We start from the raw sequence: 25,315 nt of genomic DNA on the forward strand, positions 1-25,315 counted from the left end.
TGACGCTGCCGCCCGCACTGCTCACCATGCACCGGCCTTGCGTGCACCCTTGCCTGGGAAATGGTCACGCATCCGCAGCACCGCAGTTGAATACAATTTCAAGAAACGAGCCGTCATGCACAACTCCAAGACTCACCCCGCCGCGCCCCGGATGCCCCAGGGTTCGATCGGCGACAAGCTTCGCGCCGCCTTCGGCGTTGGCAAGACCCGCTGGGGCATGCTGGCCCTGGTGTTCTTCGCCACCACCCTCAATTACATCGACCGCGCCGCCCTTGGCATCATGCAGCCTGTCTTGGCCAAGGAAATGAGCTGGACGGCGATGGACTACGCCAACATCAACTTCTGGTTCCAGGTCGGTTACGCCATCGGCTTTCTGTTGCAAGGCCGGCTGATCGACAAGGTCGGCGTCAAACGGGCCTTTTTCTTTGCCGTGCTGCTCTGGAGCCTGGCCACCGGCGCCCATGGCCTGGCCACCTCGGCTGCCGGTTTCATGGTTTGCCGCTTTATCCTTGGCCTGACCGAAGCCGCCAACTACCCGGCTTGCGTGAAAACCGTGCGCCTGTGGTTTCCGGCCGGCGAGCGGGCTATCGCCACCGGTTTGTTCAACGCCGGTACCAATGTCGGCGCCATGGTAACCCCAGCGCTGCTGCCACTTATTCTGGCCGTGTGGGGCTGGCAGGCCGCATTCATCGCCATGGGCTGCCTGGGCCTGGTGTGGGTAGCGCTGTGGCTGCTCAAGTACTACAACCCTGAAGACCACCCGACAGTGCGCCAGAGCGAGGTGCAGTACATCCAGCAAGATGTCGAGCCCGAGCCGACCCGGGTGCCGTTCAGCCGCATTCTGCGCCTGCGCGGGACCTGGGCGTTCGCGGTGGCCTATGCGATCACCGCACCGGTGTTCTGGTTCTACCTGTACTGGTTGCCGCCCTTCCTCAACCAACAATACAGCCTGGGCATCAATGTGACCCAGATGGGTATCCCACTGATCATCATCTGGCTGACGGCAGATTTTGGCAGCATCGGCGGTGGCATTCTGTCGTCATGGTTGATCGGCCGCGGCGTGCGCGCCACGACGGCGCGGTTGCTGTCCATGCTGGTCTTCGCCTGCACCATGGTCAGCGTGGTGTCGGCTGCCAACGCCAGCGGCCTCTGGGTCGCGGTGGCGGCCATTTCGCTGGCGGTGGGGGCGCACCAGGCCTGGACGGCGAACATCTGGAGCCTGGTGATGGACTACACGCCCAAGCACCTGGTGAGTACCGTGTTCGGCTTCGGCAGCATGTGCGCAGCCATTGGCGGGATGTTCATGACGCAGATCGTCGGCAGCGTGCTGACGGCTACCCACAATAACTATGCCGTGCTGTTCACCATGATCCCGGCCATGTACTTCCTGGCGCTGGTATGGATGTACTTCATGGCGCCGCGCCAGGTCGAAAGCGCCTGAGGCGCTGCTCAGTTACCTCTACGGGGCCCTTGCGGGCCCTTTTTTTGCGCCCGGTCAACCAAGACGCGGCGCACTGGCCACTATCAGACCTTGGCCAATACCGCCCTGGCGTGGTCCAGCGCCATGCGCGCACGCTGTTCGCCGCTGATCCCTTGTTCCAGCAACTGCCGGGTAGGGATTTCCAGGCTCAGCGGGAGGGTGGCCGGTAGCGCGCGCAGCAGCCCGACCAGATCGGCATCGCCATCACCCGGGAAGCGCCGTTCGTTACGCGCCTGGCGCAGGATTTCGTCCATGTCGGCCGGCACTGGCCCCGCCACGTCGCACAATTGGGCATAGCGCATGCGTTGCGGTGCCAACTGCGCCAGGTCGCTCAGCGCAGAGCCGGAGCGGTTGAAATGGAACGCGTCCACCAGCACGCAACCATTGGCCTGATCGGCGTTGGCTACCACGCGCATGGCCTGGCGCAAATCGCGTACGTCGGTCCAGGGCATGAACTCCAAGTGCGGGTGGATGCCATGGCCCGCCGCCAGTTCGCACAACGCGGCAAAGCGCTCGGTGAGCCGTGCTTCGTCCGGGTCGTTGCCGGCCACCAGCAGTTCGGTGCCCCCCAGCTCGGCACCCACCGCCAGGATGGCTTCGAAATCCGCCACGCAGGTGTCCGGCTTAAGGCGCAGGATCTCCAGGTCCAGCACCTTGATGCCGGTATCGCGCAGGCGTGCCTGGGTCTGCCTGCGCAGATCGGCATCGGCCACCAACGGGTAGTGCTGTTCCTGCTCGGTGGCCGGCACCAGGCGCAGGCCGACATGGCTGTAGCCAGCGCGGGCAGCAGCCTCGACCATGTCTGGCGGGGACAGTTCGAGTACCGTCAGGGCCGCGAGGGAAAATATTCGATCAGTCATTCGTCGTCACCAGAAAGAGGGTATCAGGCAATGTGCTCGGGAGCACAGGCGCGGCCGCTGGCGGCAGCCTGGCGGATCGCTTCGATCAGTGCCAGGGTGCGGCCAGCGTCGGCGGCATCGACCAAAGGCGGCTGTTCACCGCGGGCGACCCGCACGAAGTGCTGCAACTGCAGGGTCAATGCTTCGCCGGCGGGTATGCTGTGCTGGTGCTGCAACAACGGTGTGTGCCACCCCGAACCCGGCTCGGCGTAGTGCCAGTGCTTGAGCTGAGGAATGCTCAGCGAGCCCTGGGTGCCGGCCAGCAGATAACACGGCTGGCCATCCTGGCGCGGGTAGACCGGGCTTTCACCCGAGTCGAGCTCCCAGCTCCAGGGCGCCGCTACGGCGTCCGAGCCGGTCAGGCTACCCAAGGCGCCATTGGCGAACTGCAACAGCACGGCGGCACTGTCTTCGTTGGCGAACCCCCGCACGTCGTTGCGGGTTAAGGCCTGCACCTGTACCACCTCGCCGCACAAGTAGCGCAGCAGGTCGAGGTCATGGATCAGGTTGGTCAGCAAAAAACCCGCCCCCGGCTCGCGGCGCCAGGCGGTGTCGAAGTAGCTGTCGGGCTTTTGCAACTGCCACAGTGCGGTGACATTGATCAGCCGGCCCAACTTGCCTTCGCTGATCACCTGGTGCGCCTTGGCGATCAATGGATTGTGCCGACGATGGTGGCCGACCAATACCGGTACCTTGCACCGCCGTGACGCCTCGACCAGCGCCCGCACCTCCTGCAGTTGCACGCCCACCGGTTTTTCCACCAGTACCGGCACGCCGGCTTCGACGCAATCCAGCGCAGTGGCCACGTGCTGGTTGTTCGGGTTGGCGATGATCACCGCCTCGGGCTGCACGCGTTGCAGCATCTGCCGATGGTCGGCAAAGTACGGCACGCCACAGTCGACGGCGAAGGCTTCGGCCTGCGGGCCGGGGTCGGCCACCGCGCACAACTGGGCCTGGGGTACATTGCGCAAGTGCTGGTAATGCTGGCGGCCCATAATGCCAGCGCCGACCAGGGCGATACGAAGGGGTGCGTTCAACAGCCTGTCCTCTTGTCATTGTTGTGGTGCGAATATGAAACAGCGTTCCACAATTCACCCTCAGCAATTTAGAACCAGGTTCAACTTTTCAGAAGAGCCTGCTGAACAGACTGTGCGGTAATCGACCGGAATATCCCTCAGGCAAACAGTTCGCTGGCGTGGCTGGCGGCAGACAGTTCCTCGGTGGCCGCCAGCAATAGAGGGGCCAGCTCGGCCAAACGGCTTGGCGCCAGGCGTGCACTGGGCCCCGCAATGCTCAGCACGCCAATCACCTCGCCGCTTTGCGGGCGCCGTACCACCGCAGCCAGCGCCGAGGTGCCCACCGCCGAGGTTTGCTCGACCCAGGCATAACCCCGCTCGCGGGCGCGGTGCAGGTAGGCGAGCAACTCGTCGGTGGTGCGCGGCGCATTCGGGCCGAACTGGCCCGGGTCGGCGATGCCTTGGCGCAGCACCATCTGCAGCGCCTGCTCATCGTCCAGGCTGGCCAGCCAGGCGTGCCCGGAAGCGGTGTAGAACAGCGGCGCGTCGCGCCCCATGTCCGGGTCGTAACGCAACCCGGAGCGCGCGCCCTGGGACTTGGCGATCCAGGTCTGCCGCCCCCCATCGATGACACCAAGGCGCACCAGCTCACCACTGTCCTGGGCCAGGCGGTCGAGAATCGGCTGAATGACATCGGCACCACTGCTGGCCAGGTAACGGAAGCCTTGGGCGACCAGCTTGGCCGACAGCTGATAGCGGCTGTTGTCACGGTTCTGCCGTACGTAGCCCAGCCGCATCAGCTCGGCCAGCATGCGGTGCGCGGCGCTTTTTGGAATATCCAGGCGCTCGGCCAGGGTTTGCAATGCCAGGCCCTGGGGCTCACCGGCAAGGCTCTCAACAAGATTGAAGGCGCGTTCGATCTGACTACCAGCCATGACACAGGTCCTTGCTACGTTTTGCGAATTCTAGAAGATGATTCCACATTCCCGGTAGCGTACACATGCAATGCCCTGCCAAGTGTTCGATTATCGCCCGCTCGTTGCGCGGGCGGCCAGCCGTGCCCTTGCGGATCCAGGCGGGCCAAATAAGAATATGGAACCACGTTCCAATAACAATACAGGATTAGTGCGATGCCCCCTGCCCCCTTCGAAACCGAATGCGATGTACTGGTGATAGGTTCAGGCGCCGCCGGGCTGGCCGCCGCTGTAACAGCTGCCTGGCATGGGCAAAAGGTGATTCTGGTAGAAAAGGAGCCAGTGCTGGGCGGCGCCACGGCCTGGTCCGGTGGCTGGGCCTGGGTCCCGCGCAACCCGTTGGCACGCCGCGCCGGCATCGACGAAGACATCGAGCAGCCCCGGACCTACCTGCGCAATGAGCTGGGTGCCCATTACGATGCCGAACGGGTGGACGCTTTCCTTGAAGCCTGCCCGCACATGGTGGCGTTTTTCGAGAAGCATACGGCGCTGCAGTTTGCCGACGGCAATGCGATACCGGACATGCACGGCCACACCCCTGGCGCCGCCGAAGGTGGGCATCAGGTGATTGCCGCACCGTACGATGCCCGCGAGGTGGGTGCACTGCTGCCACGCCTGCGCCAGACCCTGCGCGAAACCTCGTTCATGGGCATGCCGATCATGGCCGGCGCCGACCTTGCCGCGTTCCTCAACATGACCCGTTCGCCCAAGGCCTTGCTGCACGTGTGCAAGCGCTTCGGCCGGCACCTGTACCACCTGGCGCGCCACGGCCGGGCCATGCACCTGGTCAACGGCGTGGCACTGGTGGCGCGGCTGGCCAAGTCGGCGCAGGACCTGGGCGTGCAGCTGCAGGTGTCGGCGCCAGCCAAGCATTTGCTGGTCGAAGCGGGCCAGGTGTGCGGCGCGCTGGTGATGACCCCGCAGGGCGAGCAGCGTATCCGCGCCAAGGCAGTGGTACTGGCAGCGGGCGGCTTCCCTCACGACGCTGCCCGCCGCCGGCAGCTGTTCCCCCGCGACGCCAGCGGCCACGACACCCTGGCCCTGCCGCCAAAGGGCTGCTCTGGCGATGGCCTGCGCCTGGGCGAGGCAGCAGGTGGCGTGGTGGCCACCGACCTGCAGTCGCCGGTGGCCTGGGCGCCGGTTTCGCAGGTGCCGCATGGCGATGGCACTGTCGGCCATTTCCCGCACATCATCGAACGGGGCAAACCGGGCATCATCGGGGTGCTGGCCAACGGCAAGCGCTTCGTCAATGAAGCGCACGGTTACTATGACTATGTGGCAGCCATGGTCGCGGCAGTGCCAGCGGACCAGGAGGTGTGTTCGTGGCTTGTGTGTGACCACCGTTTCCTGCGCCGTTATGGCTTGGGCCATGCCCGCCCGGCGCCACTGCCGGTGTGGCCGCATGTGCGCAGTGGCTACCTGAAACGTGGCGCCACACTCGAAGCGTTGGCGGTTGCCTGCGGCATCGATGCGGCCGGGTTGCGCGCCACCGTCGAGGCCTTCAACAGCCCTGCACGCCACGGCCAGGACCCGGCCTTCGGCCGCGGCTCCACCGCATTCAACCGCAAGCAGGGCGACCCGCAACACCCAGGCCCCAACCCGTGTGTGGCGCCGATCGAACAGGGCCCGTTCTACGCGGTGAAGGTGAAGCCGGGTTGCTTTGGCACCTTTGCCGGGTTGCGCACCGATGGCCAGGCACGGGTACTGGATGCCAGCGGCCAACCGATCACCGGGCTGTACGCGGCAGGTACCGACATGGCCAGTGTGTTCGGTGGCTGGTACCCGTCTGGCGGCATCAACCTGGGGCCCGCGTTGACCTTCGGCTACGTGGCCGGGCGGCATATTGCCGGGGTGCAGGCGTATGAGTGAGCGGCCGGCGGCAGGTCGTGCTTGCCGCCGGCCCGGGTTCAGCCGCGCAGCTGGTACCAGGTGGTCTTGAGCTGCGTGTACTTGTCGAACGCATGCAGCGACAGGTCGCGGCCGAACCCCGACTGTTTGCCGCCACCGAATGGCACCGTGACATCCAGTGCATCGACCGTGTTCACCGACACGGTACCGACTTTCAGCGCCCGTGCCACGCGGTGCACCTGGTTGAAGTCGTCGCTCCACACCGAAGCCGCCAGGCCATAGATGCTGTCATTGGCCAGGCGCACCGCCTCCTCTTCACTGTCGAAGGCACTCACTGCCAGTACCGGCCCGAACACTTCTTCCTGCGCCAGGCTCATGCTGGCATCGACCTCGGCGAAGATGGTCGGCTCGATGTAGTTGTCCGACCCGCCGATATGCAACCGCCGACCGCCACACACCAGCCGCGCGCCCTCTTGCCGCGCGCGGTCGATGGCGGCCTGGATACGCGCTGCCTGGCCAGCATCGACAATCGCCCCGGCGCGGCTGGCCGGGTCCAGCGGGTTGCCAGGCTGCCATCGCTGGGCCTTGGCCTGCAGGCTCTCGATGAACTCATCGTGGATGGAACGCTGCACATACAGCCGCGAGTTGGCGGAACAGACCTCACCCTGATTGAAGAAAATACCAAAGGCCGCCTTTTCCGCAGCCAGGTCCAGGTCCTGGCAGTGCTCGAACACCAGGTTGGGGCTCTTGCCACCGCACTCCAGCCATACCTGCTTGAGGTTGGACTGCGCCGCGTATTGCATGAAGTACTTGCCCACCTGGGTGGAGCCTGTGAACACCAGGCAATCCACGTCTGGGTGCAGGCCCAGGGCCTGCCCGGCCTGCTCGCCCAGGCCCGGCACCACGTTCAGCACGCCTTCGGGCAAACCGGCTTGCAGGGCCAGTTCAGCCAGGCGCAAGGCCGAGAACGGCGACTGTTCGGCCGGCTTGAGCACCACGCTGTTGCCCGCGGCCAAGGCCGGGGCCAGCTTCCAGGCGGCCATGTCCAGCGGGAAGTTCCACGGCACCACCGCCGCCACCACGCCCAGGGCCTCACGGGTGATGGTGGCCAATGCATTGGCGGCCGTCGGCGCCACTTGGTCGTAGAGCTTGTCCAGCGCCTCGCCGTACCAGGCAAATACCTGCGCCGACCCGGGCACATCGATGTTGTAGGCGTCCATGACCGGTTTGCCCATGTTCAGCGAGTCCAGCAATGCCAGCTCTTCGCGGTGGGCCATGATCAGTTCGGCCAGGCGCTGCAGCACTTGCTTGCGCTGCCCGGGGGCCATGCGTGCCCACGGGCCCTGCTCGAAGGCCTGCCGTGCGCTGGCCACGGCCAGGTCGACGTCGGCCTGGGCGCAGGCGGCGACCTGCGCCAGCACCTGGTTGGTGGCGGGATTGATGGCGGCAAAGGTCGCGCCACTTTGGGCCTTCACGGCTTTGCCAGCGATCAGGGCGCTGGCCGGCAAGTACAGGTCCGCCGCGCGCTGTTGCCAGAATTCGAGGGTGTACATTTGTACTCCTTTCAAGCGGTTGTGCTGACGGACTGTCAGAGCTTGCCAACCAGGCGCGCCGTGCGGTCAACGGCGATGCGGGTTTTCTCCACCAGCTCATCCAGCTCGCTGTGGTTGGCGATCAAGGCCGGCGCCATGATCATCCGCCCCAGGGTGGAGCGAATGATCACCCCCTCCTCGAAGCCGAAGGTCCGGCACTGCCAGGCCAGGTCGTTTTCATTGGCAAAGCGCTTGCGGGTAGGCTTGTGCTCTGCCAGTTGCAGCGCCGCCACCAGGCCTGCGCCCTGCACCTGGCCAATCAGCGGGTGGTCGGCAAACACCTCACGCAGGATGCGCTGCAGGTAGGGGCCGGTGTCGTCCTTCACCTGGCGCACGATGCCTTCGTCACGCAGGGCTTTCAGGTTGGCGATGGCCACCGCCGCTGCCACCGGGTGGCCGGAATAGGTCAGGCCGTGGGCGAACACCCCGCCCCGCTCCACCAGGGCTTCGGCTATGCGCTTGCTCAGCACCAGCCCACCCATGGGCACATAGCCGCTGGTCAGGCCCTTGGCAATGGACAGGGTATCGGGCTGGAAGCCGAAGTATTCGTGGGCAAACCATTCGCCGGTACGACCAAAGCCACCAATCACCTCGTCGGCACACAGCAGCACATCGTACTGGCGGCAGATGCGCTGGATTTCTGGCCAGTAGCTTTCCGGCGGGAAGATCATGCCGCCTGCGCCCTGGAACGGCTCGGCAATGAAGCCAGCAACGTTTTCGGCGCCCAGCTCCAGGATTTTTTCTTCCAGCTGCAAGGCACAGCGGCGGCCGAACTCGGCCGGGCTCAGCTCACCGCCTTCGGCGTACCAGTAAGGCTCGTCGATGTGCGCCACATCCGGGATCAGCCCGCCCATTTCGTGCATGAACTTCATGCCACCCAGCGCCGTGGCCGCCAGGGTCGAGCCGTGGTAGCCGTTCCAGCGGCCGATCATGATCGTCTTGCTTGGCTGGCCGACCACCTGCCAGTAGCGGCGCACGGTGCGGATCAACACCTCGTTGGCCTCGGAGCCGGAGTTGGTGTAGATCGCGTGGCTGTAGTGCCCGGGCAGCAGGCTGAACAGCAACTCCGAAAGCTCGATCACCGCCGGGTGGGTGGTGTGGAAGAACATGTTGTAGTACGCCAGCTGGTCCATCTGCCTGGCGGCAGCGGCGGTCAAGTCGCGGCGGCCGTAACCGAGCTGGGTGCACCACAGCCCGGACATGCCATCCAGGTAACGCTTGCCCTCGCTGTCCCACAGGTGCAGGCGCTCGCCACCGACGATCACCCGCGGCCCTTCGGCGTTCAGCGCCTTCTGGTCAAGGAAGGCATGGATGTGGTGCGCGGCGTCGGCTGCCTGGTAGTCACGGGTCTGGCGTTGCGGGGCGAAAGGCGCATTCATTGTTGGTTTTCCTTTGCGGTGGGGTGCACGGCAGCGGCGCTCAGCGCCGCTTGCCCATATAGCTTTCCAGCGGGTCCTTGCCCAGCACGCCCTGGGCATTGGCCAGCGCGTCGATGAACAGGGAAAACAGCTCGGACTGGGTGCCGATATCGAGCTTGGCGTAGACGTTCTTGCGGTGCGACTTGATGGTGTCTTCCGACACGCCCAGGCGCTCGGCCAGCGACTTGGTCGAATGGCCGCGCAAGATCAGTTGGGCAATGCGGCATTCGCGCTCGGTCAGCAACGAGCTGCCGAAGTTGTTCAGCGCAGCGTGAATACGCTGCTCAAGGATGTTCTCGAAGCGCCCGGCACGGCTGTCGACGCCGGCGAAATGCTTGCCGAGTAGCGCCAGCACCCAGGGCGTGATGTGCCCGAACAGCGCCCGGGTTTGCGGGTCGAGCTTGTCGGTGAAGGCCAGCGACACGGCCAGGCTCTGGCCGGGGGCCAGCTGCAGGATGTAGTTGAGTTCGTCTGCCAGGTGCGAGTGGCGGTAGAACGACTGGTAGTACTCGCTGACCTCAAAATGGTCGGGGGCCACCTCGAAGAGGCCGTAGCAGCCAGACCCCAGCTGCTCCACGCAAGCACCGTAGAACGGGTCGAGCAGGTAGAAACCCGACAGGTAGCGGCTGACGTTGCCCTCGGGCTGCCAGGGCGCCTTGTCGTCCTGCTCGAACAGCGCGCAGGGCATGCCGTGGTGCGGGTACAGGTACACCGTGGTGGCCTGGATCGGCCGAATCACGCCCAGTGCTGCAAACAGGTTGGCGGCAAAGCCAGGCCGGCCGATTGCCTCGGTGACCTTGGCCTGGTGCTCGAACCACTGTTCTGAAAGCAATTGGATAGTCACAGTCGGCCTGCCATATGGAGTAAGGCACCGCCGCCAGTGCGGTGCGTGGTTGGGCAGATACTCCCATGGCAGGGGAACCTGCGGAATCACCCTTTGGGGTGAGCCGGCTGGCCGCTGCCTGGGCTCACCCCAAAGGGTGATTCCGGGTGCTGGCGGGGTGTGGGAGCATCAACCCGCCCCAGCGCTGCGAGCCTTGCGCTCGACCTCCTTGCACGACACCCCCGGTAACGAGCCTGCTCGCCTGCCGCGGTGGCCTGCATCCCTTTCCAGGAGTTAGCAATGCATACAACAACAAGTACAGCTCACCCCACCACCCCACCCGCCACCGCGCAACCTGCCGCCAGCAGCGGGCGTTTGCGCCAGTCCATGAGCATGACCGCCCTGGTGCTGTTCGGCCTGGCATACATGGTGCCGCTGGCGGTCTTCACCACCTATGGGCTGGTCACCCAGATGACCAAGGGGCACCTGCCCACTGCCTACCTGCTGACCCTCGCCGCCATGCTGCTCACCGCCTACAGCTACGGCCGCATGGTCCAGGCCCACCCCTACTCCGGCTCGGTCTACACCTATACCCGCAAGGCCTTTGGCAGCCACATCGGCTTCATCACCGGCTGGACCCTGCTGCTCGACTACATTTTCCTGCCACTGCTGAGCTACCTGCTGATCGGCATCTACATGTCGGAATACTTCCCGGCCATTCATGCCTGGGTGTGGGTGGCAGGGTCCATTGCGCTGGTCACCTTCCTAAACCTGATCGGCATCGAGTCGATCACCCGCGTCAACTGGATCCTGGTGGTGACGCAACTGGTGTTCATCGTGGTTTTCGTCGGCCTGGCCTTGCTCAGGCTCAGCGGCCAGGCCGAACCCGTTTCGCTGCTGGCGCCGTTCCACCACGACGGTTTCAGCGTGCCGTTGGTGATGACCGGCGCAGCCGTACTGTGCCTGTCATTCCTGGGCTTCGATGCGGTCTCGACCATGGCCGAGGAAACCAGCAACCCGACCTACCGTATTCCGCTGGCGATCCTTGCTGTGTCCCTGATCGGCGGCTTGCTGTTCCTGGTGGTGTCGTATTTCGCACAACTGGTCTTCCCCGACTGGGGCAGCTTTGCCAACCCGGACTCGGCCTCGGTGGACGTCATGCGCCGGGTAGGCGGCGAACTGCTGGTCAGCGCATTCACCGCCACTTACGTGGCCGGCTGCTTCGCCTCGGCCATGGTGTCGCAAGCCAGCGTGTCACGGGTGCTGTTCGCGATGGGCCGTGACGGCGTGCTGCCGCGGGCGTTTGGCCAGCTTGCAACGAAAAAGCGCGTACCGGCCACCGCCATCCTGGTGGTCAGCCTGCTGTCGCTGATTGCCTTGGTCATTACCCTCGACACCGTGGCCAACATGATCAGTTTCGGCGCACTGTTCGCCTTTTCGGCGGTGAACCTGGCAGTGGTCAAGCACTACCTCATCGACCGCAAGCTGCGCGGTGCCGGTAATGTGGTGCTGTACGGCGCCATACCGGGGCTGGGTTTTCTCAGCACGCTGTGGCTGTGGAGTAGCCTGACCAGCCTGTCGTTCAGCATTGGCCTGTGCTGGATGGGCATGGGCCTGCTGGTACTGCTGGGGCTCACCCGGGCGTTTCGGGTAACGTTGCCGGCCAGGCCAGGCGAAACTCATTGATGAAATCCACGTGCGAGGCTTCAATAGGCACACCCGAACCGGGAACCCAGTTCATCAAAGAAGCCACCCATGTACTCTTCCGAACGCCTCAAAGGCATTGACGTTTTCGTCGCCGTCGCTGACTTGGGCAGTTTCACGGCAGCTGCCGAGCGGCTCAACCTGACCAGCTCGGCCATCAGCAAGAGCGTGGCCCGGCTGGAGGCCCGCCTGGGCGCCCGGCTGTTCAACCGCACCACGCGCAGCCTGTCGCTGAGTGAAGCGGGCGTGGTGTTCTATCGCACTTGCACCTCGGTCCTGGCCGACCTGGAAGAAGTCGAGCACACCCTGGCGGCCAGCGATGACCAGCCCCATGGCAAAGTGCGGATCGAACTGCCCGCCTCTTACGGTCGCCTGCATGTACTGCCGCTGATCCTCGACTTCATCCGCCTGCACCCGTTGCTGCAGCCGCATGTGTCGTTCTCCGACCGTTTCGTCGACCCGGTGCACGAGGGCATCGATATCGTGGTGCGCATCGGTGGCCCGGATGCCTGGCCGGCGGCGCTGGGCCACCAATACTTCGGTGCCCAGCGCCTGATGTTCTGTGCCGCGCCTGGCTACCTGGAAAAGCATGGCGTACCGCAACACGAGCGCGACCTGGAGCACCACCACTGCGTGGGTTATGGCCACACCGACGGCCTGGTCAGCCCGTGGTACTTCAAAGGCCGCCACCCCGGCGAAATGGAGCGGCGTACCGTGCAGCCGCGCATTGCCGTGGGCGATGGCGAAGGCGAAGTGGCAGCGGTGCTGGCCGGCCATGGCATCGGCCAGCTACCCACCTGGCTGACCCAACAGTACCTCGACCAGGGGCGCCTGGTCGAAGTATTGCCGGCGCTGGCCACCGACGGCTTGCCAATGAACCTGGTGTGGCTGAAAAGCCGCGAAGGGCTACCCAAGGTTCGCGCCTTGCTCGACTATCTGCTACCGCGCCTGGCGCCTCACGGCAGCCGGGCCTGCGCACCGGGCTGAGGCGCCAGCCGGCCCACCACGGGCACCAACGCCAGCGACAGCAAGGCGATGCCAGCCGCCACGTAGCCCACGTAGCCGACCCCCAGGTGGGAGATGGTCATGCCACCCAGCACGGCCCCCAGGCCGATACCGGCGTTGGCCGCCGATACATTGGTGGTACCCGCCAGCGCTTGGGCATGGGTGACCGAACTCATCACCCGCACCTGGCTCACCGGGTACAGTGCCGTGTTGGCAACGCCCCACAGCGCCAGCGCCAGGCAGAACAGCACCACCCCCTGGGCCAGCGGCACCAGCGCCGCCATGCCAATGGCCAACAGCACCAGGAACAGCGCGCTGGCCCTGAGCGGTGAGCGGTCCACGGCCCGCCCGCCGATCCAGTTGCCAAGCAAGCCGACCGCGCCAAAGCCCATCAGCCACCAGCCGGTATGCGCCGGGGCCACGCCCGCTACCCGCTGCAGCAGATCGGCCAGGTAGGTGTAGCCCGTGAACATGGCCGTGAACACCACCACCGACAGCAGCACATTGGCCAGGAAAAAACGCTCTTTGAAAATGCGCGCCTGCTGCATGAAGTCGACTTTCGCCGTGCGCGCCACGTGCGGCATCCATACCCACATCGCCAGCGCCATCAGCAGCGACAAAGCAGCCAGGATCCAGAATGCACCGCGCCACCCCACCGCCGTTGCTGCCACGGTCCCCAACGGGATACCCAGCAACATCGCCGCCGAGATACCCAAGTAGACCTTGGCAATGGCCTGCCCGGCCCTGTCGCGCCCAGCCAGGTGGCCGGCGGTTTCACTGGCGGTGCCCCAGAACACCGGCAGCGCCAGTGCCGGAATCACCCTGGCGACGGCCAGCACCCAGAAACTGCCGGAGGCAGCAGCCAGCGCATTGGCTGCGGCGAAGACCAGCAAAATGCCGATGAACAGGCGCTTGCGGTCCAGGTGCGCCAACGCCGCCGTCAATACCGGGCCGGCCAGCATCACGGTGAATGCGAACAGGGTGACCAACTGCCCCGCCAGCGATATGGAAATACCCAGGTCCTGGCTAAGCGCGGGCAGCAAGCCAACGATCAGAAATTCAGTGGTCACGATCAAAAAGGCTGAAAACGCCAGAATGGCAATGCTGATCGCAGCGTGCCGGCTCGGGGTGGCGACCACAGGGCTTGGTTCGAAAGCGGACATCAAGACAGGCTCCAGAAATAAGGTCACCAGTCTATTGGTAAAATGAATTCGTATTTCTGGTGTTATTTCACTAATAGGATGACTCTATTTCATCAATCGACCGTTGATGTATACAACTTTCAGGATTCCTGATTACATACGCGTTCGCCTACGACCTCGGTAATCGCCCAGGCGTATTGCGACAGGCTTAAGCCATGTCATTTACCGCTACCAAGAAAACCCTCCTCGTCAAAAACGCCCAACTGCTGGTCACCATGGACAGCGAACGCCGCGAAATCAAAAACGGCGGCCTGTACATCGAAGACAACCTGATCAAGCAAGTGGGCCCCAGCGATAGCCTGCCACAGCACGCTGACGTGGTGCTGGACATGGCCGGCAAGGTGGTCATCCCGGGCCTGGTCAACACCCACCACCATATGTACCAGAGCCTGACCCGCGTGGTGCCGGCGGCTCAGGACGGTGAGCTGTTCAACTGGCTGACCAACCTGTACCCGCTCTGGGCTCGGCTGACCCCGGAAATGATCGCGGTGTCGACCCAGACCGCCATGGCCGAGCTGCTGCTGTCTGGCTGTACCACCTCCAGCGACCACCTGTACATCTACCCCAACGGCTGCAAGCTCGACGACAGCATTCATGCCGCCAGCGAGATCGGCATGCGCTTCCATGCCGCGCGCGGCAGCATGAGCGTAGGGCAAAGCCAGGGGGGCCTGCCGCCGGATGCGGTGGTCGAGAAGGAAGCCGACATTCTGAAAGAGTCGCAGCGCCTGATCGAGGACTACCACGATGCCAGTCACGGGTCGATGCGCCGCATCGTCGTGGCGCCCTGCTCGCCGTTCTCGGTCAGCCGCGACCTGATGCGCGAAGCTGCGGTGTTGGCGCGCCAGTATGGCGTTTCGCTACACACCCACCTCGCCGAGAACGTCAACGACATCGCCTACAGCCGTGAAAAATTCGGCATGACGCCCGCCGAGTATGCCGAAGACCTCGGCTGGGTCGGCCACGACGTCTGGCACGCCCACTGCGTACAGCTCGACCAACATGGCATCGAGCTGTTCGCCCGCACCGGTACCGGGGTTGCCCACTGCCCTTGCTCGAACATGCGCCTGGCCTCCGGCATTGCCCCGGTGCGCAAGATGCGTGACCACGGCGTTGCGGTTGGCCTGGGCGTCGACGGTTCGGCCTCCAACGACGGCGCCAGCATGATCGGCGAAGTGCGCCAGGCCCTGCTGCTGCAGCGGGTTGGCTTCGGCCCCGACGCCATGACCGCCCGTGAAGCGCTGGAAATCGCTACCCTGGGCGGCGCCAAAGTGCTCAACCGCAACGACATCGGCGCCCTGGCACCGGGCATGGTCGCCGACTTCGTCGCGTTCGACCTGGGCCATGTGGCTTACGCCGGCGGCCACCACGACCCGTTGGCCGCGCTGGTGTTCTGCACCCCGACCCAGGTCCACACCAGCGTCATCAATGGCCGGGTGGTGGTCAAGGACGGCCAGTTGGCCACGGTCGACCTGCCGCGGGTGCTGGAACGCCACAACCAGCTGGCCCTGCAATTGGTCAGCGGCGCCTGAACGCGACGGCAAGCCAGCCGTTTGCGCTGCACCCGCGTGCTGTGGGCTCGCCGGCGATGGACTGCAACGCAGCCCGTTGCCTCAGTTGCGCAACACCTGGTCGCCGGCATTGGCCGGCAAACGCAGGGCGTCCAGCAGGGCCACACCGGCAATCAGTGCAAGGCCAAGCAACGCCCAGTGGAAGTCGGCAACGGTCAACCCGCTCTCGCCGCCACGCAGTTGCATGGCCACGCGCAACAGCAGCGCCACCACCGCCACCCCCAAGGCCATGGCCAGCTGGAAGCACATGCTGAACAGCGTCGATGCCTCGGCCATCTGCTGCTGCGGCACATCGGCAAACCCCACCGCGTTGTAGGTGGTGAACTGCATCGACCGTGACAGCCCGCCCATGAACAGCACCAGCGCCATCCAGTACCACGCCATGCCCTGCTGCAACCCCAGGCAGGCCAGGATACAGGCCACGCCGACCAGGCCGTTGCCCAGCAACACGCGGCGAAAACCAAAGCGCCGCAACAACCCGCTGGTGAAGGGCTTCATCGCCAGGTTGCCGGCAAAGATCGCCAGCACCAAGAGGCCGGCGTCCAACGGTGGCAGGCCGAAGCCGACCTGCAACAGCAAAGGGATCAGAAACGGTAACGCGCTGATCGACAGGCGGAACAGGGTGCCGCCCACGATGCTGACCCTGAAGGTACGGATGGCCAGGGTGTGCAGGGGCAACAGGGGGGCCGGGTGGCGCCGACCGTGACGGATGGCCAACCCGGTCAGCACAGCCCCAAGCACTACCAGTGCCAGCCCTGCCCCCAGGCTGTTGCCTGCCAGTGACCCGAGCAGCTCCAGGCCCACCAGCCAGGCCGCACAGGCCGAGGCCAACCAGACGAAGCCCAGCGTGTCGAAGCGGCGCGGCGCCTCGCAGCGGGTGTCGGGTATCAACAGCCAGGCGGCGGCAAGGGCCAGCAAACCGAGGGGAATGTTCAGGTAGAAGATCCACGGCCACGACCCGTGCGTGACGATCAGGCCACCGAGCGGCGGGCCCAGTACCGGTGCCACCAGGCCCGGCCAGGTGATGACCGCGAGCTGCTTCACCAGGTCTTTTTTCTCGGTGGTGCGCAACACCACCAACCGCCCCACCGGAACCATCAGGGCGCCGCCGATGCCCTGCAACACCCGTGCAGCCACAAAGGTTTCCAGGCTGGCGGCCAGCCCACACAGCAACGAAGCGGCAGTGAACAAGGCGATAGCCCCGGCGAACACCTGGCGCGGGCCAAAGCGCTCGGCGAGCCAGCCACTGAGCGGGATGAACACCGCCACGGCCAGCAGGTAGGCACTGATACCGATGTTCAGGCTGACCGCGCTCTGGCCGAAGTCGCTGGCCATTTGCGGCAGCGCGGTGGCAATGACGGTGGCGTCTAGGTTCTCCATGAAGAACGTGATGGCCACCAGCAAGGCAATGCAGGTGGTCTGGCGCGAGCGCTGGGCGGCTGCCGGGTGGGCCAGGGTGCCAGGGCGTTGCGTTGGCTGCCCGGTCATGGGCAACCGAGCCGCCGTTCGTGGGCGCGGAGCTGCACGGGCACGTTGGCAACCATAGGCCTACTCCAGCGGGATGGTCAGGCGATCGATCACGGCACCGGTTTCGGGGCGCACCCCGCGCCACCAGGCAAACGCCTCTGCCGCCTGCTCGACCAGCATGCCCACACCATCGGCCAGGCGCGCAACACCTTGTTCACGGGCCAGGTGCAGGAACGGCGTGAGGCCTTTGCCATAAGCCAGTTCGTAGGCCAGCCGGGCCTCGGCCAGGGCCTCGGCAGGCAGCGGTGGCAACTCAGCGACCAGGCTGGCAGAGGTGGCGTTGACCACGATATCGAAAGCCTGCCCCGGCAGTTCTTCGTACCGGCTGATACGCAGCCGCGGGTGATTCAGCTCATTGCGCAGCGCCACGGCCTTGGCCATGTCGCGGTTGGCGATCACCAGCTCGGCAGGGCCGGCCTGCAGGAACGGCAGGAGCGCCCCACGCACCGCGCCACCCGCCCCCAGTACCAGCACACGACGCGCATGCAGCGGCTCCCCGAGGTTGACCTCGATATCGCGCAGCAGGCCAATACCATCGAAGTTCTCTGCCACGATGCCGCCGTTCTCGAACTTCAGGGCGTTGGCAGCGCGGGCCAGTTGCGCTCGTTCGCTGCAGCGCTCGGCCAGTTCGAAGGCGCGCAGCTTGAACGGTGCCGTGATGTTCATGCCCAGCCCGCCCTCACCGCGGAACGCCAGCACCTGGGCCTCGAAGCCCTCCAGAGACCCCTCGATTGCGCCATATTCCAGCTGCTGGCCACAGGCTTGGGCGAACAGCCCGTGGATCAGCGGAGACTTGGTGTGGTTGATCGGTCGGCCGATCACTGCATAGCGGTCGCTCATCGTGCCTCTCCATGGGTGAACAGCACCCCGTCTGCCTGCATGGCGGTGATTTCTTCGGCGCTGAAGCCAAGCCCGGCGGCGACTTCGGCGTTGTGCTGGCCCAGGTCCGGGGCCACCTGGTGGATGGTGGTGTCGCAGTCGGAAAAACGGAACGGCAGGTTGGGCAGGCGCAGTGTGCCATAGCGCGGGTGATGCTGTTCGACGACCATGTTGCGCGCCTGAATCTGCGGGTCGGCCAGCACCTCGTCGATGCGCTGTACCTTGGCGCTGGGCACGTCGATGGCATCGAGCAAGGCCAGGATAGCCGCCACTGGCCGCGCGCCTACCCAATCGCGCACCACCGCCAGAATTGCCTCGCGGTGGGCATTGCGGCCATTCACACTGTGGTAGCGGCTGTCGCTGGCAAAACCTGCCGGGCCACCATTGGCTTCAAGCATGGCGGCAAAGCGCCGCCAGGCGTCATCGACCTGGGCAGCGATCACCAAGTCGCCGTCGGCGGCACGGAACACCCCATACAACGTCGAGGTGGGCATGTCATGGCCGGTCTGCTCGGGCAGTACGGTGCCGTTGGACAGCGTGAAGCACTGCACCGCGTACTCATGCATCGACACCAGCGTGTCGTACAAGGCCATGTCGATGTGCTGGCCACGGCCACTGCTGACGCGCCCCAGCAAGGCGGCATTGATGGCTGCCACGGCGTGGATGCCGGTGTACATGTCGCCCAGCGAAATGCGTAGCAACGGCGGTGCTTCGCCCGGTACGCCAACCATCTGCATGATCCCGCTCTTGGCCTCTGCAATCAGCCCGAAGCCGGCGCGGTGTGCATCCGGCCCCGTGTGGCCATAGGCCGAAATCGAGCAGTACACCAACCGCGGGTTGCGCGCCGCCAGCTCGGCATAGCCCAACCCCAGCTTGTCCAGCGCGCCCGGCCGGTAGTTTTCGATGAACACGTCGGCCGAATCGGTCAGGCGCTGCATGAAGGCCTTGCCCCGTGGGTCCTTCATGTTGACGCTGACGCCCTGCTTGCCCATGTTCAGTTGCAGGAAGTAACCGCTTTGCTGGTCATCCAGGGTGAACGCGTGCTGGCGACCGGCGTCGCCGCTGCCTGGCCGTTCAACCTTGATCACCTCGGCGCCGAGCGCCGCCAGGCAACGCCCTACATAAGGCCCGGCAAGAAAATGGCTGTAGTCGATGACGCGGATACCCGCCAATGGCAATGCCTGGCTCATGCTGCCCCCTTGCACGGCACCATCAGCCGGTGCTCGCCGCGTTGCACGACCTGGCCGTGCTGGTTGATCAGCTCCGACGGCAGGACCACGATGCCCCAACCCGGGCGGCTTTTACTCAGGCGCATCGCGCCAACGCGCATGCGCACATGCAGCACATCGTCGACCTTGATCGGCAACACGAAGTCCCAGGTCCAGCCCAGTGACATGCCCGGCACGAAGCGGTAATCGCATTGGGTCTTCAAGCCATCGGCGATCGACAGGCCGAACAGGCCGTGGGCAACCAGGCAGCCAAAGTGGCTGGCATTGGCATACGCCTCATCGACATGCACCGGGGTATGGTCACCGGTCAGGTCGGCATAGGCCAGGATGCGTTCGCGGGTGACGGTGTAGCTCGGGCTGATGCATTCATCGCCCTCGCGGGCGTCGTCCCAGTACTTTTCAGTCACGCTCATGGCTGCACCTGCGCACGTGGGTTGATAGCCAGTGCCTGGGCGACCGTCGCCTTGGGCAATGCCTGGATGAACTCCACGGCCAGGCCGTCGGGCAAGCGCAGCCAGTTGTGGCCCTGCGGCATTGCACTGACGCCGAAACGCTGTGCTGCCGCCAGCACGGCCTCCAGGTCTTCGCACATGATCCCCAAGTGCGCCATGCGCCCTTCAGGCCCTGCAAAGTCGGGCTGGTGGATGAACTGCAGGCCGCCGAGGGTCCAGTACTGGGTCGGCTGCTCGGGGTCACCCTGCGACTCGCGCAGGGTCATGCCGCACACCTCGCTGAAAAAGCGGATATGCCAGTTGATGTCACGCACCCAGAAGGCGACGTGTTCGAGGTAGGCTTTCGGCTGGCTCATGGGTTGTCCTTGTTCTGCTGGTCGGCCATCGCGCGTTCGATGCCTTTGATACACGCCACCAGGGTGGCGTTGACGGGGGTGGCGACGCCGTGGCGCTGGCCCCAGCGCACGACGGAACCGTTGATGAAGTCAATTTCAGTGATCGAGCCTTTTTCCAGGCTCTGCAGCATCGAGGTGCGAAAGCTCGCCGGCAGGCCTTCGGCGGCCAGCTGCCAGGCTGCCTCGGGGCTGGTCAGGCTCAGGCGGATACCGGCGTGCTCGGCCACCGCGATCGCTTCGGCAACGGCCGCCTTGGCGGTGCTCGCCAGCAGCGGCTCGCTGTACAGCTGGCCATAGCTGAGCCTGGTGATGGCGCTGAGCGCACCGGTGGCGACGTTGACCAGCAGCTTGTCCCACATGGTGCCGAGGATGTTGTCGCTGACCGTGGTGGCCAGGCCTGCACCGTTGAATACCTCGGCGATAGCCTGCACGCGGGCGCTGCGCTCGCCGTCCAGTTCACCGATGTAGGTCTGCTTGCCGTCCACCCCGGCGCGGATCGCCCCCGGCGCCAGCAGCACGCCGCCGACATAGGTCTTGCCAGCCAGTACCCGCTCGCGCCCGGCCGCCTGCGCCAGGATATCCTCGTGCCCCAGGCCGTTCTGCAGCGACAGCAGCAGCGTTTGCGGGCCCAGAAGCGCCTTGGCCCCGGCGATCGCCTCGGCGGTGTGGAACGACTTCACCAAGACCACCACCAGGTCGGCCACCCCCACCTCATCGGCGCACGTCGCCGCATGCACGCGGACCCGGCGCTGGCCGCGCTCATCCTGCACCTGCAGGCCGTGCTGGTTGATGGCCTCGACATGCGCACGGCCTCGGTTGAGCAGCCAGGTTTCATGCCCGGCTTCGCTCAATGCCGCGCCGATGGCGCAGCCCAGGGCGCCGGCACCCAGAATGCAGATTTTCAAATCGCAGACCTCCGTGGTTTGCGATCACCTTATGCAGCCACGCTTATTAGCGCTATACAATGCAGCAAATAGCCCCATTGAGATTCACAATAATGACCACTGCCCCGGTACTGCCCGAACCCAAGCTGCTGCAACTGTTCGATATGCTCTACCACTGCCGTAGCGTTACCCGCGCCGCTGAACTGCTGGGGCAGAGCCAGCCGACCATCAGCATCTGGCTGGGCCGCCTGCGCGAACAACTGAACGACCCGCTGTTCGTGCGCACCCCTGGGGGCATGGCGCCTACCCCGCGCGCCGACCAGTTGATCGGGCCGTGCCGCGAAGTCCTCGAATCACTGCGCCGGCTGGCGGCCTGGGAACCGCAGTTCCAACCCGCTACCGCACAACGGCGCTTTCGCCTGTGTGTGAGCGACGCCAGCCACATCACCTTGCTGCCCAGCATCCTCAACCACGTGCGCAGCCACGCGCCCGGCATTCGCCTGGAGGCGGTACGCATCGATGGCAACAGCGAAAGCGCGCTGGAATCGGGTGAAGCTGACCTGGCGATCGGCTTCGTACCGTGGCTGGGCGGTGGCATGTACCAGCAAGTGCTGTTCGACCAGGACTGGGTGTGCCTGAGCGCACGCGGGCACCCGCGCCTGGCCGGCGGCCTGAGCATGGCCTGCTACTACGCCGAAGGCCATGTGCAGATCAGCGCCGGCACCGGCCAGAAGCTGCTGGAAACGGCACTGGCGCGGGCCGGCATCGAGCGCCGTATCGTGCTGGAGCTACCGGCGTTCCTGGGCCTGGGCATGATCCTCGGGAGCACCGACCTGATCGCCACCCTGCCCCGCCATATCGGCCAGACGTTGGCCGACATGCATGACTTGCAGGTGCACGACTGCCCGTTCGCGGTCGAGGGTTTCACGGTCAAGCAACACTGGCACGCCCGCTACCACCAGGACGGGGGTAACCGCTGGTTGCGCGCAGTGGTCCATGGGCTGTTCGCCCGCGACGGCTCAGCCGGCTCGCGCAAGGGCTCCAGCCAGACAGGCGCCTGACACCGCGCAACGCTTGCTGCTGGCCGGGGTGCCAAGCATGATGGGCGCATTACGTTCATGCCACGGATATGCCGATGACCGCAGCACCCCCCTTTGTTTCGCAGCCAGGCCGCTGCCAACGCTTGAAAGCGGCCAGCAGCCGCGACCATGACAGCGTCGATCAGCTGGTCATGGCGGCACGGCCGTTCGAGAGCCGCGAGCGCTACGGCCGGTTCCTGCAGGTGCAGCATGGTTTTCATGGCAGCCTGCTGGCGTTGTATCAGGACCCGCAGCTCAACCGGCAACTGCCGGGGCTGTCGGCCTTGTCACGGTTTGCCGCGGTGCAGGCCGACCTGCTGGACCTGGGCCTGCCCGCGCCACCGCCACCACCTGCGGTGTGCGCCAGCCCGGCGCAGGCGTTGGGCTGGCTATATTGCAGCGAGGGGTCGAACCTGGGGGCTGCGTTTCTGTTCAAGTACACCCAACGCCTGGGCCTGGGTGAAGACCAGGGCGCCAGCCACCTGGCCCCGCACCCTGATGGCCGTGCGCTGCATTGGCGTGAGTTCGTGGCCCGTGTGGACGCCCTGGCGCTGGATGAACAGCAAGAGGCCGAGGCGATAAACGGCGCAATCGCTGCATTCGAGCATTACCGCAGCCACCTGCGCGCAGTGTTTGCCGAACGCTGATCCGGTTTGGGCGGCGCGGGTTGCATGCCGCATAATTGTACAAGTTATTGCTGCAGCGAACTTTTTCCTGGTTGCTGGTCTATGAGGGTGGCACAGAACGGTCACGGCAGGCGAAGCAGCTTGCCTCACCGCTGGCCTGATAGCTCAATTGTGATCAGAGGTGGGCTTCGCTCATGAAAATACAAGTCGCCAGGTGGATGCTGTTCGGTCTGTTCTCGCTTGCAGCAGCGGGCACGGCTTCGGCCCTGCCACTGAAACCGGCCGAGGTCGCGGCCCCGGCCGTTCAGCCAGCGTTGCCTGCGGCCAACAACCCTTGGTCGAGCGTGGCCAGTGCGGCCGCTGTTCAGCCGGCGACCCTGCTGGCCCATGATGACCACCGCTGGCACGACCACAGGGGCGACTGGCGCCGCGAGCAGTGGCGTCGCGAGCAGGCCCGGCGCGACTGGGAGCGGCGACGTGACTGGGAACGCCGCCGGGATTGGGAGCGCCGCCATGAGCGGGCGATGCACCAACGCCACTATGACGAGCACCGGCACTACCGCCGCTGAAGCCGACCCACCGGCTGCTGGCGCTTCAGTCAGCCTGGGGTGGGGCCGCCTCCACCCCTTCTGTTTCCAGCTTCAAACGGTCAGCCTTGCAGATGTACCTGGGCTTGCGCGGCGCAAGTTTGGCGCTGGCTTTCTTCTGGTGCGCCTGCAGCAGCTGCTTGATCTTCTTACGACGGTTCATGGTCCACACGGCCTTTGAGTACGGTTTAGCGGCCGCCATCATACCCGTGCAAGCAACCCGCTGCGCACGGCTGCTGCGCAGCGGGCTACGACCAAGGCCCGATGGCTGCTCGCCTTGACGTTATTTTCACAGTCCACAGATTAGCGTCACGCCCTTTCCGGCCACGCACACCGTTGCGGGCTACCAAGGTACGACGAGGCACACGTGTCACACACCACTTCCCCTTCCCGCGTGGACTGGGCCGGCCTGGGCTGGCTCTTGCTGTTCTTCTGGTATTTCTCTGGCGTCACCCAGGCACTGCTGCTGTTCAGTGGCACTACCGGTTTCTCGGGTTTCCGTGATGCGTTCTTCCTCAGCAGCCTGTGGCTGGCCCCGGTGCTGCTGCTGCCCCGCCTTACCCGCGCCACTGCGGCGCTCATCGGCCTGCTGCTGTGGGCTGCTTCGCTGGTTGGCCTGAGCTATTTCGGCATTTATCGCCAGGAGTTTTCGCAGAGCGTCATCTTCGTGATGTTCGAGTCCAACACCGCCGAGGCCGGTGAGTACTTCAGCCAGTACTTCAGTGCCTGGCTGGGCCTGGCGTTGCTGCTGTACACCGTGGGGGCAGTATTGCTGTGGCGCCGCGTACGCCCGGTCTACCTGCCGCTGCGCAGCCGCCTGCCAGTGGTGGTGCTGTTGCTGGCAGCCAACCTGGTGCTGCCGTTCTACAAGCAAATGGTCACCCAGGAGCGCAATTTTGCCGATGCGCTGGAAAAGGTACAGCAGCGCATGGAACCTGCAGTGCCTTGGCAATTGCTGGTCGGCTACCGCCAGTACCGCCAGCAACTGGACAACATGCAGGCGCTGCTGGCGCAGAATGCTGCCCTGCCGCCCCTGCAGAACCTGCGTGACCACAGCGGTTCGGCACCGCGTACGCTGGTTCTGGTGCTGGGTGAATCGACCACCCGCGAGCACATGCACCTGTATGGCTACAACCGTGACACCACCCCCAACCTCGACGCGCTGGCTGCCAACGACAAAGGGCTGACGGTATTCCGCGATGTGGTGTCGCCACGCCCCTACACCATCGAAGTGATGCAGCAGATTCTGACCTTCGGCGATGAGCAGGCCCCGGACCGGTTCCTCACCGACCCCTCGCTGATCAACCTGATGAAACAGGCAGGCTACAAGACCTTCTGGATCACCAACCAGCAAACCATGACCAAGCGCAACACCATGCTCACCACCTTCTCGCAGCAGACGGACGTGCCGGTGTACCTGAACAACCAGCGCAACCAGAATGCCAGCCAGTACGATGACGTGGTGCTCGCGCCGTTCGAGAAGGCCCTGCAAGACCCGGCCCCCAACAAGTTCATCATCGTGCACCTGCTGGGCACCCACATGGACTACCGCTACCGCTACCCGGACACCTATGCCCACTTCACCGACAAGCAGGGCGCACCGAGTGCACTGACCGATGACCAGGTGCAAACCTACAATTTCTACGACAACGCAGTGCGCTACAACGACTTCGTGGTGTCGAGCCTGATCAAGCGCTACGCTGCCGGCAGCCCGAATGGCTTCCTGGTCTACCTGTCCGACCATGGTGAGGACGTATACAGTTCTGGCAACCACGACCGCCTGGGGCGCAACGAAAGCGCGCCGACCCGGCCGATGTACACCATTCCGTTCCTGGTGTGGACCTCACCCAGCTGGCAGGCCCAGCACCCGCGGGACCTGCAGGCGATGGCCAAGCGCCCGTACAGCAGCTCGCACCTGATCCATACGCTGTCGGACCTTGCCGGTTTGAGCTACGACGGCTTCGAGCCGGCCAAGAGCCTGGTGAGCGCGCAGTTCCTGGCCGCGCCGCGCTGGATCGGCGACCCCTACCGCAAAGACGGCTTGCACCCGTTCGATCAGCTGCCTGGGGGCAAGGCAGCGGGCGAGCAGCAGACGGCCAGCCGCGAGGTTCAACAGTAAGGCAGGCGC

At 65.0% G+C, this 25,315-nt stretch carries 23 protein-coding genes; 9 read left to right on the plus strand and 14 right to left on the minus strand.

The annotated features are described in order from the left end of the window. Positions 1-151 precede the first annotated feature (151 nt). Positions 152-1,441, plus strand: coding sequence for an MFS transporter (locus K4A76_RS13835; RefSeq protein ID WP_443218426.1), 1,290 nt, complete (start codon positions 152-154; stop codon positions 1,439-1,441). A gap of 83 nt (positions 1,442-1,524) precedes the next feature. Here K4A76_RS13835 and K4A76_RS13840 read toward each other — a convergent pair whose 3' ends face one another. The 3 genes from K4A76_RS13840 to K4A76_RS13850 form a co-directional block, all read right to left on the minus strand. Beyond that, positions 1,525-2,340 (minus strand): sugar phosphate isomerase/epimerase family protein, encoded by an 816-nt coding sequence (locus tag K4A76_RS13840; RefSeq protein WP_274410495.1) that lies wholly within the window; start codon positions 2,338-2,340, stop codon positions 1,525-1,527. Between the two features lie 23 nt (positions 2,341-2,363). Beyond that, on the minus strand, positions 2,364-3,416 hold the full coding sequence (locus K4A76_RS13845; protein ID WP_274410496.1) for a Gfo/Idh/MocA family protein: 1,053 nt from the start codon (positions 3,414-3,416) through the stop codon (positions 2,364-2,366). Between the two features lie 137 nt (positions 3,417-3,553). Beyond that, entirely contained in the window at positions 3,554-4,330 is a 777-nt protein-coding gene (locus tag K4A76_RS13850; RefSeq protein WP_054912314.1) for an IclR family transcriptional regulator, read from the minus strand. Between the two features lie 195 nt (positions 4,331-4,525). Between K4A76_RS13850 and K4A76_RS13855 the strand changes: the two genes are divergently transcribed. After that, positions 4,526-6,238, plus strand: a complete 1,713-nt coding sequence (locus K4A76_RS13855) for an FAD-dependent oxidoreductase (protein WP_274410497.1) — start codon at positions 4,526-4,528, stop codon at positions 6,236-6,238. A gap of 38 nt (positions 6,239-6,276) precedes the next feature. Here K4A76_RS13855 and K4A76_RS13860 read toward each other — a convergent pair whose 3' ends face one another. From K4A76_RS13860 to K4A76_RS13870, 3 genes are read right to left on the minus strand one after another with little or no spacing between them, the layout of a single operon-like run. Next, positions 6,277-7,770 (minus strand): aldehyde dehydrogenase, encoded by a 1,494-nt coding sequence (locus K4A76_RS13860; protein WP_274410498.1) that lies wholly within the window; start codon positions 7,768-7,770, stop codon positions 6,277-6,279. A gap of 35 nt (positions 7,771-7,805) precedes the next feature. Beyond that, positions 7,806-9,188, minus strand: coding sequence for an aspartate aminotransferase family protein (locus K4A76_RS13865; RefSeq protein WP_009685103.1), 1,383 nt, complete (start codon positions 9,186-9,188; stop codon positions 7,806-7,808). A gap of 40 nt (positions 9,189-9,228) precedes the next feature. After that, positions 9,229-10,071, minus strand: coding sequence for a helix-turn-helix transcriptional regulator (locus K4A76_RS13870; protein ID WP_054912317.1), 843 nt, complete (start codon positions 10,069-10,071; stop codon positions 9,229-9,231). Between the two features lie 279 nt (positions 10,072-10,350). Here K4A76_RS13870 and K4A76_RS13875 point away from each other — a divergent pair, with 279 nt between their 5' ends. Together K4A76_RS13875 and K4A76_RS13880 are read left to right on the plus strand one after the other, a co-directional pair. Next, complete coding sequence (locus K4A76_RS13875; protein WP_274410499.1) at positions 10,351-11,736, plus strand: APC family permease; 1,386 nt, start codon at positions 10,351-10,353, stop codon at positions 11,734-11,736. 69 nt (positions 11,737-11,805) lie between these two features. Beyond that, a complete protein-coding gene (locus K4A76_RS13880; protein ID WP_009685106.1) occupies positions 11,806-12,741 on the plus strand; it encodes a LysR family transcriptional regulator in 936 nt (311 codons plus the stop codon). On the opposite strand, the gene K4A76_RS13885 is transcribed toward K4A76_RS13880, so the two are convergent. After that, a complete protein-coding gene (locus tag K4A76_RS13885; RefSeq protein WP_274410500.1) occupies positions 12,711-13,922 on the minus strand; it encodes an MFS transporter in 1,212 nt (403 codons plus the stop codon). The two genes, K4A76_RS13880 and K4A76_RS13885, sit on opposite strands and share 31 nt — an antisense overlap. Positions 13,923-14,116: 194 nt before the next feature. Between K4A76_RS13885 and K4A76_RS13890 the strand changes: the two genes are divergently transcribed. After that, complete coding sequence (locus K4A76_RS13890; protein WP_274410501.1) at positions 14,117-15,490, plus strand: 8-oxoguanine deaminase; 1,374 nt, start codon at positions 14,117-14,119, stop codon at positions 15,488-15,490. Between the two features lie 81 nt (positions 15,491-15,571). Here the strand turns inward: K4A76_RS13890 and K4A76_RS13895 are convergent, their stop codons facing one another. The 6 genes from K4A76_RS13895 to K4A76_RS13920 all read right to left on the minus strand — a co-directional run bounded on the left by K4A76_RS13895 (position 15,572) and on the right by K4A76_RS13920 (position 20,916). Next, the gene (locus tag K4A76_RS13895) at positions 15,572-16,909 is read right to left on the minus strand and encodes an MFS transporter (protein ID WP_274412295.1); all 1,338 of its coding nucleotides are present in this window, start codon (positions 16,907-16,909) and stop codon (positions 15,572-15,574) included. A 168-nt stretch (positions 16,910-17,077) separates the two neighbouring features. Then, the gene (aroE, locus tag K4A76_RS13900; protein ID WP_274410502.1) at positions 17,078-17,896 is read right to left on the minus strand and encodes a shikimate dehydrogenase; all 819 of its coding nucleotides are present in this window, start codon (positions 17,894-17,896) and stop codon (positions 17,078-17,080) included. Beyond that, positions 17,893-19,125 (minus strand): CaiB/BaiF CoA transferase family protein, encoded by a 1,233-nt coding sequence (locus K4A76_RS13905; RefSeq protein ID WP_125855225.1) that lies wholly within the window; start codon positions 19,123-19,125, stop codon positions 17,893-17,895. The genes aroE and K4A76_RS13905 overlap by 4 nt, the downstream gene beginning before the upstream one ends. Next, positions 19,122-19,577, minus strand: coding sequence for a MaoC family dehydratase (locus K4A76_RS13910; RefSeq protein WP_029886074.1), 456 nt, complete (start codon positions 19,575-19,577; stop codon positions 19,122-19,124). Before K4A76_RS13910 ends, K4A76_RS13905 begins: the two co-directional genes overlap by 4 nt. Then, positions 19,574-19,972 (minus strand): VOC family protein, encoded by a 399-nt coding sequence (locus K4A76_RS13915; RefSeq protein ID WP_274410503.1) that lies wholly within the window; start codon positions 19,970-19,972, stop codon positions 19,574-19,576. The genes K4A76_RS13910 and K4A76_RS13915 overlap by 4 nt, the downstream gene beginning before the upstream one ends. Continuing rightward, positions 19,969-20,916, minus strand: a complete 948-nt coding sequence (locus K4A76_RS13920; RefSeq protein ID WP_274410504.1) for a ketopantoate reductase family protein — start codon at positions 20,914-20,916, stop codon at positions 19,969-19,971. Before K4A76_RS13920 ends, K4A76_RS13915 begins: the two co-directional genes overlap by 4 nt. Before the next feature lie 92 nt (positions 20,917-21,008). Here K4A76_RS13920 and K4A76_RS13925 point away from each other — a divergent pair, with 92 nt between their 5' ends. The 3 genes from K4A76_RS13925 to K4A76_RS13935 all read left to right on the plus strand — a co-directional run bounded on the left by K4A76_RS13925 (position 21,009) and on the right by K4A76_RS13935 (position 23,169). Continuing rightward, complete coding sequence (locus K4A76_RS13925; protein ID WP_274410505.1) at positions 21,009-21,956, plus strand: LysR family transcriptional regulator; 948 nt, start codon at positions 21,009-21,011, stop codon at positions 21,954-21,956. A 74-nt stretch (positions 21,957-22,030) separates the two neighbouring features. Then, positions 22,031-22,621 carry a biliverdin-producing heme oxygenase gene (locus K4A76_RS13930; protein WP_274410506.1) on the plus strand — a complete coding sequence of 197 codons (591 nt, stop codon included), beginning with the start codon at positions 22,031-22,033 and terminating at the stop codon, positions 22,619-22,621. A 173-nt stretch (positions 22,622-22,794) separates the two neighbouring features. Next, positions 22,795-23,169 (plus strand): hypothetical protein, encoded by a 375-nt coding sequence (locus K4A76_RS13935; RefSeq protein WP_225786268.1) that lies wholly within the window; start codon positions 22,795-22,797, stop codon positions 23,167-23,169. Between the two features lie 25 nt (positions 23,170-23,194). Here K4A76_RS13935 and K4A76_RS13940 read toward each other — a convergent pair whose 3' ends face one another. After that, the gene (locus tag K4A76_RS13940; protein ID WP_009685121.1) at positions 23,195-23,350 is read right to left on the minus strand and encodes a DUF2986 domain-containing protein; all 156 of its coding nucleotides are present in this window, start codon (positions 23,348-23,350) and stop codon (positions 23,195-23,197) included. 204 nt (positions 23,351-23,554) lie between these two features. On the opposite strand from K4A76_RS13940, the gene K4A76_RS13945 reads away from it, so the two are divergent. Beyond that, positions 23,555-25,306 (plus strand): phosphoethanolamine transferase CptA, encoded by a 1,752-nt coding sequence (locus K4A76_RS13945; RefSeq protein ID WP_274410507.1) that lies wholly within the window; start codon positions 23,555-23,557, stop codon positions 25,304-25,306. The last annotated feature ends 9 nt before the right edge of the window (positions 25,307-25,315 follow it).

The organism is Pseudomonas sp. NEEL19 (assembly GCF_028751975.1).
GTDB classification, from domain to species: domain Bacteria; phylum Pseudomonadota; class Gammaproteobacteria; order Pseudomonadales; family Pseudomonadaceae; genus Aquipseudomonas; species Aquipseudomonas juntendi.